This window comes from Microbacterium sp. SORGH_AS_0888, from assembly GCF_030818905.1.
Classification (GTDB): domain Bacteria; phylum Actinomycetota; class Actinomycetes; order Actinomycetales; family Microbacteriaceae; genus Microbacterium.
Genome location: NZ_JAUTAZ010000001.1, coordinates 770,262 through 783,936 on the forward strand (window position 1 = coordinate 770,262; position 13,675 = coordinate 783,936).

Consider the following 13,675-nt stretch of genomic DNA (forward strand, 5'->3'; position numbering starts at 1 on the left):
TCAGAGATCCAATGTGAGAGTGGCGCTGCGCGAACGCGAGACGCAGACGTACATGCAGTCGCCTTCCAGGCGCTCTTCGTCGGTGAGGATCGAGTCACGATGGTCGGGCACCCCGTCGAGCACCACGACCTCGCAGGAGCCGCACGTGCCTTCGCCGCACGAGTTCCTCACCCGCACCCCGGCCTCCAGCAGAGCCGACAGCGTCGACTGGTCGGCACGCACCGGGATGACCTGATCGCTCGACTCGAGCATGATGGTGAACTCGGCGTTCGCCTGCTCCTCGGCGGGGCCGCGCGGCGTGAACCGCTCGACGCTCAGTCGCACCCCGGGATGCCTGCGCGCGGCGTCTTCGAGGGCATCCAGCAGCGACGTCGGTCCGCACGCGTAGAAGTGGGCGTCCGTGTTCCCCGCCACGACCGCCCCGAGATCGACGCGGCCCATCGTGGAGGACTCGACCACGGTGACGCGGTCGCCGAACCCGGAGAGCTGCTCGAGGAACGGCATCCCATCGAGATACCGACCGAGGTAGAGCAGCTGCCACGGAAGCCCGTTCTCCTCGGCCGCTTCGATCATCGGCAGGACGGGCGTGATCCCGATCCCGGCCGCGACGAAGTACGCGCGCGCACCCGGGTCGAAGCGGAAGAGGTTGCCGATCTGGACGACCTCCACGCGTGCGCCCTCCGTGAGGTGCGCGTGGACGTAGGCCGAGCCGCCTCGCCCGCCTTCGGCAAGGCGGACGGCGATCCGCCACGAACGACGGTCGGACGGCGAGCCGCAGAGCGAGTACTCGCGGACGAGATCCTCCGCCCCGAGCCGAAGCCCGATGTGCGCTCCCGCCGTCCAGGCGGGCAGGGTTCCGCCGTCGACGGCACGCAGCTCGATGACGGCGACGTCGCGACCCTCCATGCGGCGGCTGCCGACGACGAGGGTCAACGGATCTTCGAAGATGGTGATGGAGTGGGACATGGGTTGGTTCCTCAACGGTGGCGGGGACGGTGCGCGGAACGGGGGCTCCGCTCCGCGCACCGGCCGTCAGATCGTGGCCTTGACCTCGATCTCGATGTGCATCCCGGGGAAGGCGAGTGCGGGGACCGCGATGGCGGTCCAGACGGGGTATCGCTCAGGGAGGTGCGACGCGAACGCCGTCAGGACGGCGCCGATGGCTTCGCCGGGAATGGAGTCCGCTCCCGTGGGAACGACGTGGTACGTACGGACGCTGAAGACGTCGCTCCAGCTCTTGCCCGCCGCCTCGAGCGTGGCGGTGATGTTGCTGAACGCGGTCGCGATCTCCTCTTCGAGGACCTCGGGAAGCGTCAGGTCGGCGAGGTGGCCGGTGTGACCGGACAACTCGATGATGTCGCCGACGCGATGCGCGGCCGCGAAGTGGAACTGGTCGCGCAGCACCCGACCGGTGCTGCCTTCGGGAAGAACGATTTCAGTGATGGACACAGCAGACTGCTTTCTGGATGACGAGAGTGACGATGATGTGCGGACGGCGATCGGGAGCGCCGATCAGGCGGATGCGGCCTCGTCCGCCCCGTCCTCGACGGCATCGGACACAGCGGTCACCGATCCGACCTCGACGCGCCCCGTGGCGGTGATGTTGGAGTAGACCCCGATGCAGGCCCAGTCGCCGAAAGGCTCCACGAGCCGCGTGTTGTGCTTGACGAGCGAGCGCAGGGTGCCGCGGTCCAGGGGAAGCTCCTCACGCGGCAGCGTCGTCATGATGCAGCGCACGGTGTTCATGACGACCGTCGAAGAGGCCTCGCCGATGTGCAGGTTCTTGCCGACCCACTCGGCCTCCACCAGCCCCGACTCCTCGGTGTCGATCAAGAAGTTGGGGCGGTACCGGCGCACGTCGAAGGTCGCGTCGGGGCTGAGCGACTGCATGTGCTCGAGCGCGGACGTCGTCATGACGTGCAGGTCACCGAGGTCGTACGACCGGCCGGGCTTGCCGAAGAGGTCGAAGTCGATCTGGTGTTCCCCGTGCTCGTTCTCCGAGCCGAGCTTCGAGAAGTTGTTCTCCCCGAGGATCTCGCCGATCCAGGTCATCTCCGCCACCGTGGCCTCGGTCTGATCCATCATCGCCAGGTGCACCTCGACGCCGAGCGACGCGCTGAGCAGCTCGTCCACGTCTGGCTGGTCGCTGCGCACGACGGTCCCGTCCGGGAAGGTGATCGCGATCGGCGGGATGTCGCCGCCGACGCGGGGCTCCTCGACATAGGCCGCGGAGTATCGCAGCAGGTGCCCCCACTTGCGGGGGTTCTTGGCGTTCGCGAGCTTGCCGGTGGCGACGTCGACGAGCGCCCAGAGGTGGTCTCCGACCACCCCGGACTCGTTGATCTCGCAGGAGGTGAGCTCTTCGCCCGTCATGGACTTGACGGGGTACCGGAAGATGCGCTGCACCTTGCCGACGACGACGGGTGTCGGTGTTTCCGTGTCAACCACAGTGGTCATGATGTACCTTCTCTCGGGCGAACGCCGTCGCACCGATGAATCCACACATGTCGGAACCCAAGGGAGGCATTCATCGGAACGGCCGGCGTTCAGAATTGAATGAGCAGAAACTGCTTAGCCACGTGACCGCGGCCCTTCCCTCGGCGACCGGGAGGTTGCAACGAGAGGTACTCCTTCAGAATCACACGGGCGTGTTACGCGAGGATTTCTCGGAGGTCAAGAATGCGGGTCAGCCGCGCTTCCTCGTCCGTTGCGACGCGTCACCTCGTCCGACAGCGAGGGCGGCGCCCGGTGAGCGGCGCGCGAGGCACCCTAGACTGAGGAACGAGGGCCTTTAGCTCAGTTGGTAGAGCGCCACGTTTACACCGTGGATGTCGTCGGTTCGAGCCCGGCAGGGCCCACCCAAAGCAGCCGTTCGCGACCTAGCGGCGTTTATATGCACGCGATCTTTCATCACCAGGCCTCGCGTGCCTTGCCTTTCAAACGGGGGCGCCTCACCCCCGAACCGGGGTGTCCTCGCCCGCGCGGAAACGGCGGCACAGCGCTCGACAGCGCTCGACACACCCCGCGACCACGGCGTCGATCGCGGTCGCGGGTAATCGGCGAGAGCCTCGTCGAAGATCTTCGCGGGAAGCGACACCGCGGGCTCCGGCTCGAGAGGCGGCAGCAGTTCCCGCAATGCCCGCGGAAGCTCGCGCATGCCCGACGCACGAGGCGTGCCGCGGATCCGCGCTCCCGCCGCCGTGACGCTGAGGTTCCCGTCGTCGTCGATCGTCACCAGTCCTGCACCGTGGAGGACTCCGGAGGCGGTCTCGATCATCTCGCGCGAGGGGACGTCGACGCTGATCACGTCCCACGTCCCGATGACCTCCCGCTCCGTCGATCGGGCGCCCGCTGTCCGACCCAGCGTCGCCCGCAGGATCGACGGGTCGTGCTCGAATGAGGGGAAGGCCATGCGCGGCCATCGCGCGTCGCGCACGCGTCTGCGCAGGTCCGCAAGGTCGCTCTCGGGAACGGTGACCAGCTCGTCCGGCACGACGGCTCTCCGTCCTGGACGACGCTCGTCACGGTCGCGGCGACCTTCCCGTCCGCCGCACGGTCAGAAGTGCGAGACCGGATCGGCCCGCGTTCGCCCTGCTCGGCCCACCCCGGTGTCGCTCATCGCGGGAGAGCGTCATCACAGACATCCTGACACCCTCGGAAGTCGCTAGGCTGATCCGCGGTGCATTGTGCATGGCAAACAATGCCTGCACCGATCCGATGGTTGTTCCCTGGCAAGACCTGCCAGATGACGAAAGGGCCCACGTGACTGTCCACGATCAGGATCCGTACTCTCAGGGACCGCTGGACAGCGACCCCGACGAGACCGCCGAATGGCGGGAGTCGCTGCAGCAGCTGGTCGAGGCGAAGGGGCACGGACGCGGTCGCGAGATCATGCTGAGCCTGCTCAAGGCCTCGCGTGAGCTGCACCTCGGGGTGCCGCAGGTGCCCACCACGGACTACATCAACACCATCGCGCCCGAGAACGAGCCCGACTTCCCCGGCGACGAGGAGATCGAGCGCCGCTACCGCGCGTGGATCCGCTGGAACGCGGCCATGACGGTGCACCGCGCCCAGCGGCCCGGGATCGGCGTCGGCGGTCACATCTCGACCTACGCCTCGTCCGCGGCGCTCTACGAGGTCGGCTTCAACCACTTCTTCCGCGGCCTCGACCACCCCTCCGGTGGCGACCAGGTCTTCTTCCAGGGCCACGCCTCCCCCGGCATGTACGCGCGGTCCTTCCTGGAAGGACGACTGAGCGAGACGCAGCTGGACGGCTTCCGCCAGGAGAAGTCCGCGGCTCCCCACGGCCTGCCGTCCTATCCGCACCCCCGGCTCATGCCCGACTACTGGCAGTTCCCGACCGTGTCGATGGGCATCGGGCCGATCAACGCCGTATACCAGGCGATGACCAACAAGTACCTCACCAACCGCGGCATCAAGGACCTCTCGGACGCGCATGTGTGGGCCTTCCTCGGCGACGGGGAGATGGACGAGGTCGAGAGCCGCGGCCAGCTGCAGGTCGCTGCGAACGAGGGCCTGGACAACCTCACGTTCGTCGTCAACTGCAACCTGCAGCGACTCGACGGCCCGGTGCGCGGCAACGGCAAGATCATCCAGGAGCTCGAGAGCTTCTTCCGCGGCGCGGGCTGGAACGTCATCAAGGTCATCTGGGGCCGGGAGTGGGACGACCTGCTCGCCCGCGACACCGACGGCGCCCTGCTGAACCTCATGAACATCACCCCCGACGGCGACTTCCAGACCTACAAGGCCGAGAACGGCGCGTACGTCCGCGACCACTTCTTCGGTCGCGACGAGCGCGCCGCCGCCCTGGTCAAGGACTACACCGACGACCAGATCTGGAACCTGAAGCGTGGCGGCCACGACTACCGCAAGGTCTACGCGGCCTTCAAGGCGGCGGCGGAGCACAAGGGCCAGCCCACCGTCATCCTCGCCCACACCATCAAGGGCTACGGCCTCGGGCCGCACTTCGAGGGCCGCAACGCGACCCACCAGATGAAGAAGATGACGCTGGAGGACCTCAAGCACTTCCGCGACGCGATGCACATCCCGATCGCCGACGCGCAGCTGGAGGAGAACCCCTACCTGCCGCCGTACTACAACCCCGGCCCGCAGGACGAGACGATCCAGTACATGCTCGAGCGCCGTCGCACGCTCGGCGGGTTCCTCCCGGAGCGGCGTTCGCACCACGTGGGTCTCGAGCTCCCCGACGACAAGGCCTACGCCCTGCCGAAGAAGGGCTCGGGAACGCAGGAGGTCGCCACCACGATGGCGTTCGTCCGGCTGCTGAAGGACCTGCTGCGCTCCAAGGACTTCGGCCACCGCATCGTGCCCGTCATCCCCGACGAGGCGCGCACGTTCGGCATGGATGCGTACTTCCCGACCGCGAAGATCTACAACCCGAACGGTCAGAACTACACATCGGTCGACCGCGAGCTGCTCCTCGCCTACAAGGAGAGCCCGCAGGGACAGCTCGTCCACGTCGGCATCAACGAGGCCGGCGCGCTGGCCGCGTTCACCTCGCTCGGCACCTCCTACGCCACGCACGGCGAGCCGCTGATCCCGGTCTACATCTTCTACTCGATGTTCGGCTTCCAGCGCACGGGCGACGCCAACTGGGCCGCCGGCGACCAGATGGCGCGCGGCTTCGTGATCGGCGCCACCGCCGGACGCACGACGCTGACGGGCGAAGGCCTCCAGCACGCCGACGGCCACTCGCACCTGCTCGCCTCGACCAACCCCGCGACGGTCTCCTACGATCCCGCCTACGGCTACGAGATCGCTCACATCGTGCGCGACGGTCTCGAGCGCATGTACGGCGGGTCGCACCCGGACCCGAACGTCATGTACTACATCACGGTCTACAACGAGCCGATCGTGCAGCCCGCCGAGCCCGAGGGGGTGGATGTCGACGGCATCCTCCGCGGCATCCACCGTATCTCCGAGGGCCAGGGCGACGGGCCCCGCGCCCAGCTTCTGGCGTCGGGCGTCGGCGTGCCGTGGGCGCTGGAGGCACAGCAGCTGCTCCGCGACGACTGGGGGGTGAACGCGGACGTCTGGTCGGTCACCTCGTGGACCGAGCTGCGGCGCGACGGCCTCGCCGCCGACGAGCACAACTTCCTGCACCCCGACGAGGAGCCGCGCACCGCATACCTCACGCAGAAGCTGCAGGACGCCGCCGGCCCCGTCGTCGCCGTCAGCGACTTCATGCACGCCGTCCAGGACCAGATCCGGCCGTGGGTGCCGCAGCGTTTCGCGACGCTGGGCGCGGACGGCTTCGGGTTCTCGGACACCCGTGCCGCGGCGCGACGGTTCTTCAAGATCGACGGCCCCTCGCTCGTCGTCCGCACGCTGCAGGCGCTCGCCGAGGACGGGACGGTCGACCGCTCGCTCGCCGCGCAGGCGATCGAGAAGTACCGGCTGCACGACGTCACCGCCGGCACCTCCGGCAACGCGGGCGGGGAGAGCTAACCCTCGTGACGACGCCTCCGACTCCGGCGACGAAGGCGGAGACGCTCGCGTGGCTGCGGCGCGTCTCGGGCGATCTCGCCACCGCGACGATCAAACGCCTCGAGGACACGCTGCCCTGGTACGCCGGCATGCCACCGGCCCGCCGATCCTCGGTCGGGCTGGTGGCGCAGGCGGGCATCACCTCGTTCATCCAGTGGTACGACGACCCCACCTCGACCCCGTGGATCGCGGCGGACATCTTCGCCGCAGCTCCCCGCGAGCTGCTGCGCAGCGTCAGCCTGCAGCAGACGCTGCAGCTGATCCGGGTCACGGTGGAGGTCACGGAGGAACGGGTCACGGGACGCGGGGAAGACCTGCGAGAGGCCATCCTGCTGTACTCGCGGGAGGTCGCCTTCGCCGCCGCGGACGTCTACGCCCGCGCCGCCGAGGCGCGCGGTCTCTGGGACGCCCGCCTCGAGGCGCTCGTGGTCGACTCGATCCTCACCGGCGAGGCCGATGAGGAGCTGCCGAGCCGTATCGCCGCGCTCGGGTGGCACGGTCACGGCGAGGTCGCGGTGCTGGTCGGGACGACACCCGCGCAGTTCGACGTCGACCAGCTGCGACGGATGGCGCGCAAGCTCGGCGTCGACGTCCTCGTCGGCGTGCAGGGATCACGGCTCGTGCTCGTGATCGGACGCACCGAGCCGGGCACACACGGCGAGGAGGTCGCAGAGCTGTCGTTCCCGGAGATCGCGCGCCGTCTCGAGCCCGGCTTCGGGTCGGGCCACCTCGTGCTGGGCCCCACCGTCCCGGCGCTGGTCGATGCGAGCCAGAGCGCGCGCGCCGCGCTCGCCGGCTTCGCGGTCGCCCGCGCGTGGCGCAACGCGCCTCGCCCCGTCGAGGCCGACGACCTGCTCCCCGAGCGGGCTCTCGCCGGCGACGCCGTGGCCAAGCACACGCTGGTCGAGCGCATCTACGGTCCGCTCCGCGCGCACAGCGCGGACCTCGTGACGACCCTGTGGAGCTACCTCGACAACGGCCGATCGCTCGAGGCGACGGCGCGCGAGCTGTTCGTGCACCCCAACACCGTGCGATACCGGCTCAAGCGCGTCTCCGACGTCATCGGCTGGGATGCGACCGGGCCGCGGGAGGCGCTGATCCTCCAGACCGCTCTCATCCTCGGCGCGATCGGGACCGACACGACGCGGCGACGCCCGGCCGCGACACGCCGAAACCGCTGAGCTTATGACAACCACACAAAGCATCCGCACGATTCTGTGCGGTCGTCGCCAGTGCCGCGGCCAGATCGTTGACAGGATGGATTCGTGATCATCGGCGTGTTCCCCGGGCAGGGCTCCCAGTCCCCCGGCTTCCTCTCCCCCTGGCTCGAGCTTCCCGGCGCACGGGAGACGGTGGAACGCTACGGCGACGCGGCCGGTGTCGACCTCGTCGCCGCCGGGACCGAATGGGACGCGGACGCCATTCGCGACACGAAGGTCGCGCAGCCCCTCATCGTCGCCGCGAGCCTGCTGTCCTGGCAGGCACTCGCTGAGCGCACCGGCCGCGGCTTCGCGGGCATCGCCGGCCACTCGGTCGGAGAGGTCGCCGCGCTCGTGGCCGCCGGCGTCCTCGGAGACGAGGACGGCATGCGGCTGGTGGGCATCCGTGGGCGCGCGATGGCGGATGCCGCGGCTCTCACCACGACCGGGATGTCGGCGGTCGTCGGCGGAACCGAGGAGGACGTGCTCGCGCTTCTGAGCGAGCTCGAGCTCACTCCCGCGAACTACAACGGCGGCGGGCAGATCGTCGCGGCGGGATCACCGGAGGCGCTGGCGGCGCTGGCCGAGCGCGCACCGCGTGGTGCGCGCGTCATCCCGCTTCAGGTCGCCGGCGCCTTCCACACGCACTACATGTCCTCCGCCGTGCAGACGCTGCAGGACGCGGCCGACGAGATCGTGCCTGCCGACCCCGCGCTCACGCTCTGGACGAACTCCGACGGCACGACCGTCGACAGCGGCGAGTCCGCACTGCGCCTGCTCGTTGGTCAGGTCGCCGCTCCTGTCCGGTGGGATCTGTGCATGGCCGGTTTCGCGCAGGCCGGTGCGACCGGGCTGGTGGAGTTCGCTCCCGCCGGCACCCTCACCGGCCTCGCGAAGCGTGGCCTGCGGGGCGTGCCCGCCGTCGCCGTCAAGACCCCGGATGATCTGGATGCCGCCGCAGCCCTGCTCGGCGAGGAAGACGCAGCATGACTCCCACACTGAAGCAGACCACCGGTCCGCAGTTCACCCGCATCCTCTCCTACGGCGCAGCGCGCGGCGAGGTCGCGGTGCCGAACGAGGACCTGATCGGCCCGATCGACTCGAGCGACGAGTGGATCCGCCAGCGCACGGGCATCGTGACCCGCACCCGCGCCGTCGCCGAGACATCGGCCACGGATCTCGCTGCCGCCGCCGCGGCCGAGGCGATCGAGCGCTCCGGAATCCCCGCCGACCAGATCGACCTGGTCATCGCGGCGACCATCAGCAACTCCCGGCAGACCCCGTCGATGTCGGCGGTCGTCGCCGACCGCGTCGGCGCGAACCCTGCGGCCGCCTACGACTCCAACGCCGCGTGCGCGGGATTCGCCTACGGCGTGGCACAGGCCGACGCGCTCATCCGCGCCGGAGCCGCCCACTACGCCGTCGTCATCGGCGCCGAGAAGCTGTCGGACGTCGTCGACCCGACCGACCGCAGCATCTCCTTCCTCCTGGGCGACGGCGCCGGCGCCGTCGTCATCGGACCGAGCGAGACCCCCGGGATCGGCCCGACGGTCTGGGGCTCGGACGGCTCGAAGGCGGACGCGGTCGGCATGAACGCGACCCTCACGGAGTTCCGCGACGGAGCCTCCGGCTGGCCCACGCTGCGGCAGGACGGCCCGGTCGTCTTCCGGTGGGCGGTCTGGGAGATGGTCAAGGTCGCACGCCAGGCGATCGAGGCCGCCGGCATCGAGGTGTCCGATCTCGCCGCCTTCATCCCGCACCAGGCCAACATGAGGATCATCGACGAGTTCGCCAAGCAGCTGAAGCTGCCCGAGTCGGTCGTGATCGGTCGCGACATCGAGACCACGGGCAACACCTCGGCCGCCTCGATCCCGCTCGCGACGCACCGTCTGCTCCAGGAGCACCCGGAGCTCAGCGGTGGCCTCGCCCTGCAGATCGGGTTCGGGGCCGGGCTCGTCTTCGGCGCCCAGGTGGTCGTCCTCCCGTGACGACGGCGGGCCCCGCCCTAGACTGATTCGCGGTCGCAGAGCCCACCAGATCCCAACCAAAGGAGAAAACACATGGCACTTTCCAGCGACGAGGTCCTCGCGGGACTCGCAGAGCTCATCACCGACGAGACGGGCGTGTCCGCCGACGAGGTCGAGCTGGGCAAGTCGTTCACGGACGACCTCGACATCGACTCGATCTCGATGATGACGATCGTCGTCAACGCTGAGGAGAAGTTCGGCGTGACGATCCCCGACGACGAGGTCAAGAACCTCAAGACCGTAGGCGACGCCGTCACCTACATCACGTCCAACCAGGCGTGACCCCGAGCGCGGTGGGGGCACCCGCCCCCACCGCACGATGGAGATTTCCCCACATATGAGCACCTCACGCATCGTCGTCACCGGCATCGGCGCGTCCTCCCCCATCGGCGGGACGGCACCCGAGAGCTGGTCCTCCTTGCTGAGCGGCGCCTCCGGCGCCCGCACCCTCGAGTACGACTGGGTCGAGAAGTACCAGCTTCCGGTGACCTTCGCCGCAGAGGCCGCCGTACGCCCGGACACCGTGCTCGAACGCCCGATCGCCAAGCGGCTGGACCCGGCCTCGCAGTTCGCTCTCGTCGCCGCCATGGAGGCGTGGGCCGACGCCGGAAGCCCGGAAGTCGACCCCGACCGGCTCGGCATCGACTTCGCGACCGGGATCGGCGGCGTGTGGACCCTGCTGGACGCGTGGGACACCCTCAAGGAGAAGGGCCCCCGGCGCGTCATGCCGATGACGGTGCCCATGCTCATGCCCAACGCCGCGGCCGGCAACCTCTCCCTGCACTTCGGCGCGCGCGCTTTCGCGCGGACCGTGGCCAGCGCCTGCGCCTCGAGCACGGAGTCGATCGTGAACGCGGTCGAGCACATCCGCGCCGGCTACGCCGACGTGGTCATCGCCGGCGGCACCGAGTCGGCGATCCACCCGATCACGCTCGCCGCGTTCGCATCCATGCAGGCCCTGTCCAAGCGCAACGACGACCCCGCCACCGCCTCACGGCCCGGCAGCATCGACCGTGACGGGTTCGTCATGGGCGAGGGCGCGGGTGCGCTCGTGCTCGAGACGGAGGAGCACGCGAAGGCGCGCGGCGCGCGCATCTACGCCGTCGTGGCCGGCGGCGGCGTGACAGCGGACTCGTACCACATCACGGCCAACGACCCCGAGGGCAAGGGCGCCGCACGTGCGGTGCGTCTCGCGCTCGAGATGGCGGACGCATCCCCGGACGACGTGACGCACATCAACGCACACGCGACGTCCACGCCGGTCGGCGACCCGAACGAGTACCAGGCGCTGCGAGCCGTGTTCGGCCCGCGGATCGATGAGATCCCGGTCTCGGCGACCAAGGCGTCCACGGGGCACCTGCTCGGCGGCACCGGGGCGCTCGAGGCCGTGTTCACGATCCTCGCGATCGCCGAGCGGACGGCTCCCCCGACCATCAACCTCACCGAGCAGGACCCGGAGGTGCCGTTCCGCATCTCCGGTGCCCCGCAGTCGCTCGGCGACGCCGACCAGCTGGCGATCAGCAATTCCTTCGGCTTCGGCGGCCACAACGCCGTCGTCGCGTTCCGCAGCGCCTGAGCGCGCCGAGAGAGGTCCCGGGGTCTCAGCCCACCTTGTGGAGCCAGACCACCGGGACCTCGTCGGACGCGTGACGGAACGGCTCGAGCTCTTCGTCCCAGGCAGCGCCGAGAGCGACGTCGAGCTCGCGCTGGAGCTCGGCGGCATCCCCTGCGGCGATCTCCATCGCGTAGCGGATGCGGTCCTCGCCCACCACCACGTTCCCCGCGGTGTCGGTCTGCGCATAGTGGATGCCGAGGTCGGGGGTGTGCATCCAGCGGCCTCCGTCGCTTCGAGGCGTCGGGTCCTCCGACACCTCGAACCTCAGGTGCTCCCAGCCGTGCATCGCGCTGGCGATCGCGGCTCCGGTCCCGCCGGGAGCCTCCCAGTAGAACTCCGCACGGCGTGCACCGGGCAGCACCGGCTGCTCCGCCCACTCGAAGTTCACGGCGCGTCCGAGAACGCGGCCGATCGCCCATTCCAGGTGTGGGCACAGCGCTTTCGGCGCCGAGTGGACGAACACCACTCCGCGCGCCATGTGTCCAGCCATCGTCTCTCCGTTTCTTCAGGTACGTCTTCCCCTACGACCTGATGCCGGAGCGCGGCTGTCTCTTCGGTTGTGCTGAGTTCATTATCGCCCGGTTCGATGCGGAATCACAACCGTGTGGTTCGTCGCATAAGCAGCGTTCAGAATCCGGGCCTACAGTTGCCGCGCGCCTCCCGTCATCGAGTTCCTCACGAGCTGGCACGCCGACCCCGTGGCGATCGGCGTGCTCTTCGTCGCGTCCACGGCCTATGCGATCGGCATCCATCGGGTGCGGCAGCGCGGCGGGCGCTGGCCGCTGCTGCCGACGCTGGCGTTCTTCGTGATCGGCTTGGGCTCGTACGCGGTCGTCGAGCTCGGGTTCCTGGGCGGCCACGCGCAGGAGCTGCGCTGGGCGTTCACGACACGGATCGCCCTGCTGCTCTTCGTCGTGCCCGCGGGGATCGCGCTCGGGCAGCCGCTGCAGCTGATCATGGCCGCGGGCGGCGAGTCCGCCACGAGCCGGGTGCTGGCGACGCTGCGCTCCCGGGCGATGCGCCTGTTCGGCAACGCCATGTTCGCGACGCTGTTCGCCGCACTCGTGATGTGCCTGTTCCTGACCCCGCTCGCCGGTGTCCTGCGCACGAATCCGGTCAGCGAGTCCCTCATCGGGGTGATCGTCCCCCTGGCCGGCGCGGCGATGGTGCTGCCGATGTCCGTGACGTCCGCCGCACACGCCAGCGTGTTCCTCGTGATCGAGTTCTTCCTCGCGTTCATCGAACTGCTGATCGACGCGATCCCCGGCATCCTCATGCGGCTGAGCGACACGGTGCTGGATGGGATCACGACGGTCACGGGCACCGCCCCGTGGTGGCCCAACCCCCTCCGCGACCAGCAGCTCTCGGGAGACCTGCTCTGGTTCATCGCCGAGGTCGGAGACGTGCCCGTCATCCTCCTGCTGCTCCTGCGATGGATGCGCACCGACAGACACGAGGCGAGCGCCTACGACGATCTCAGCGACGAGGAGTACGACGCCCTCACCCGCGCCCACCTGCTGGGCGAGGACGGCGACGCCGCTTCCGCCTGATCAGCTGCGGAACGCGTGGGCGATGACGAGGCTCGCCACCGGTTGCGGGCTTCGGATCATCGCCTCGTGGCCGCGACCGGCGATCTCCTCCATGCGTGCGACGGGGATGAGCGAGGTCACGCGAGCGACCCAGTCACGCGGGCACACGCGGTCGGTCTCGCCGCGGAGGACCAGGGTGTCGGCGCGCAGCCGTGGCAGCACGTCCTCGATGCGGTGGTCGAGCATCTGCCTCAGCTTGCGGATGAACCAGCGAGGGCCCGCCTTCGCGTACTGGATCATCCCGAGCACGAGCACCTTCGGACTCTCCCCCGCGAGGTCCTGGACCATCCGCCACGCCTGCCAGGCCGCCGTGCGTTCCGCATCGTTCACGGTGGGCGCTATCAGCACCGCCCGCGTGCCGAGGTCGGGATGCCGCACGAGGGCCTCGGTGACGACCTGAGTGCCCATCGAATGACCCACGAGCACCGGGTCGCGCTCGGGCAGACTCGCGACGAAGGCCGCCAGGAAGTCGCCGCTCGCCGGCATGTCGAGCGCGGATCCGGGCTCGGGCGAGTCGCCGAACCCGGGCAGGTCGACGGCGTAGACGGTGCCGACGCGGCCGAGCTCGTCCGCAACCTCACGGAACACGCGATGGCCCATCCCGATACCGTGCACGAGCACGAACGTCGTCCCCGTGGCCGTGCCGCTCCGCGTGTAGACCATCGTCCGCCCCTCGAGGCGGAACTCGGAGATCGCTTCTTCCACGAGATGAGAGTG

12 protein-coding genes and 1 tRNA gene are annotated in these 13,675 nt (G+C 69.4%); 8 read left to right on the top strand and 5 right to left on the bottom strand.

Going from position 1 to position 13,675, the window contains the following annotated elements:
* From QE381_RS03750 to QE381_RS03760, 3 genes are all read right to left on the bottom strand, one after another.
* Positions 1 to 966, bottom strand: coding sequence for a PDR/VanB family oxidoreductase (locus tag QE381_RS03750; protein WP_307215627.1), 966 nt, complete (start codon positions 964 to 966; stop codon positions 1 to 3).
* A gap of 66 nt (positions 967 to 1,032) precedes the next feature.
* A complete protein-coding gene (locus QE381_RS03755; protein WP_307215629.1) occupies positions 1,033 to 1,449 on the bottom strand; it encodes a Rid family hydrolase in 417 nt (138 codons plus the stop codon).
* A 63-nt stretch (positions 1,450 to 1,512) separates the two neighbouring features.
* Positions 1,513 to 2,457: an MOSC N-terminal beta barrel domain-containing protein gene (locus QE381_RS03760; RefSeq protein WP_307215631.1), complete on the bottom strand. Its 945-nt coding sequence runs from the start codon at positions 2,455 to 2,457 to the stop codon at positions 1,513 to 1,515.
* A 328-nt stretch (positions 2,458 to 2,785) separates the two neighbouring features.
* Between QE381_RS03760 and QE381_RS03765 the strand changes: the two genes are divergently transcribed.
* From QE381_RS03765 to QE381_RS03795, 7 genes are all read left to right on the top strand, one after another.
* A tRNA-Val gene (locus tag QE381_RS03765) sits at positions 2,786 to 2,858 on the top strand.
* 904 nt (positions 2,859 to 3,762) lie between these two features.
* Positions 3,763 to 6,489: a pyruvate dehydrogenase (acetyl-transferring), homodimeric type gene (aceE, locus tag QE381_RS03770; RefSeq protein WP_307215632.1), complete on the top strand. Its 2,727-nt coding sequence runs from the start codon at positions 3,763 to 3,765 to the stop codon at positions 6,487 to 6,489.
* Between the two features lie 5 nt (positions 6,490 to 6,494).
* Positions 6,495 to 7,709 (top strand): CdaR family transcriptional regulator, encoded by a 1,215-nt coding sequence (locus QE381_RS03775; protein WP_307215634.1) that lies wholly within the window; start codon positions 6,495 to 6,497, stop codon positions 7,707 to 7,709.
* An 84-nt stretch (positions 7,710 to 7,793) separates the two neighbouring features.
* Positions 7,794 to 8,717, top strand: a complete 924-nt coding sequence (locus tag QE381_RS03780) for an ACP S-malonyltransferase (protein ID WP_307215636.1) — start codon at positions 7,794 to 7,796, stop codon at positions 8,715 to 8,717.
* Positions 8,714 to 9,715 carry a beta-ketoacyl-ACP synthase III gene (locus QE381_RS03785; RefSeq protein ID WP_307215638.1) on the top strand — a complete coding sequence of 334 codons (1,002 nt, stop codon included), beginning with the start codon at positions 8,714 to 8,716 and terminating at the stop codon, positions 9,713 to 9,715. The genes QE381_RS03780 and QE381_RS03785 overlap by 4 nt, the downstream gene beginning before the upstream one ends.
* Before the next feature lie 72 nt (positions 9,716 to 9,787).
* Positions 9,788 to 10,036: an acyl carrier protein gene (locus QE381_RS03790; RefSeq protein WP_307215640.1), complete on the top strand. Its 249-nt coding sequence runs from the start codon at positions 9,788 to 9,790 to the stop codon at positions 10,034 to 10,036.
* A gap of 55 nt (positions 10,037 to 10,091) precedes the next feature.
* A complete protein-coding gene (locus tag QE381_RS03795) occupies positions 10,092 to 11,330 on the top strand; it encodes a beta-ketoacyl synthase (protein WP_307215641.1) in 1,239 nt (412 codons plus the stop codon).
* 25 nt (positions 11,331 to 11,355) lie between these two features.
* On the opposite strand, the gene QE381_RS03800 is transcribed toward QE381_RS03795, so the two are convergent.
* A complete protein-coding gene (locus QE381_RS03800) occupies positions 11,356 to 11,859 on the bottom strand; it encodes a DUF3145 domain-containing protein (protein WP_307215643.1) in 504 nt (167 codons plus the stop codon).
* A 208-nt stretch (positions 11,860 to 12,067) separates the two neighbouring features.
* On the opposite strand from QE381_RS03800, the gene QE381_RS03805 reads away from it, so the two are divergent.
* Positions 12,068 to 12,919: a cytochrome c oxidase assembly protein gene (locus tag QE381_RS03805; protein WP_307215645.1), complete on the top strand. Its 852-nt coding sequence runs from the start codon at positions 12,068 to 12,070 to the stop codon at positions 12,917 to 12,919.
* Here the strand turns inward: QE381_RS03805 and QE381_RS03810 are convergent, their stop codons facing one another.
* Positions 12,920 to 13,663, bottom strand: a complete 744-nt coding sequence (locus tag QE381_RS03810) for an alpha/beta fold hydrolase (RefSeq protein ID WP_307215647.1) — start codon at positions 13,661 to 13,663, stop codon at positions 12,920 to 12,922.
* Between the last annotated feature and the right edge of the window lie 12 nt (positions 13,664 to 13,675).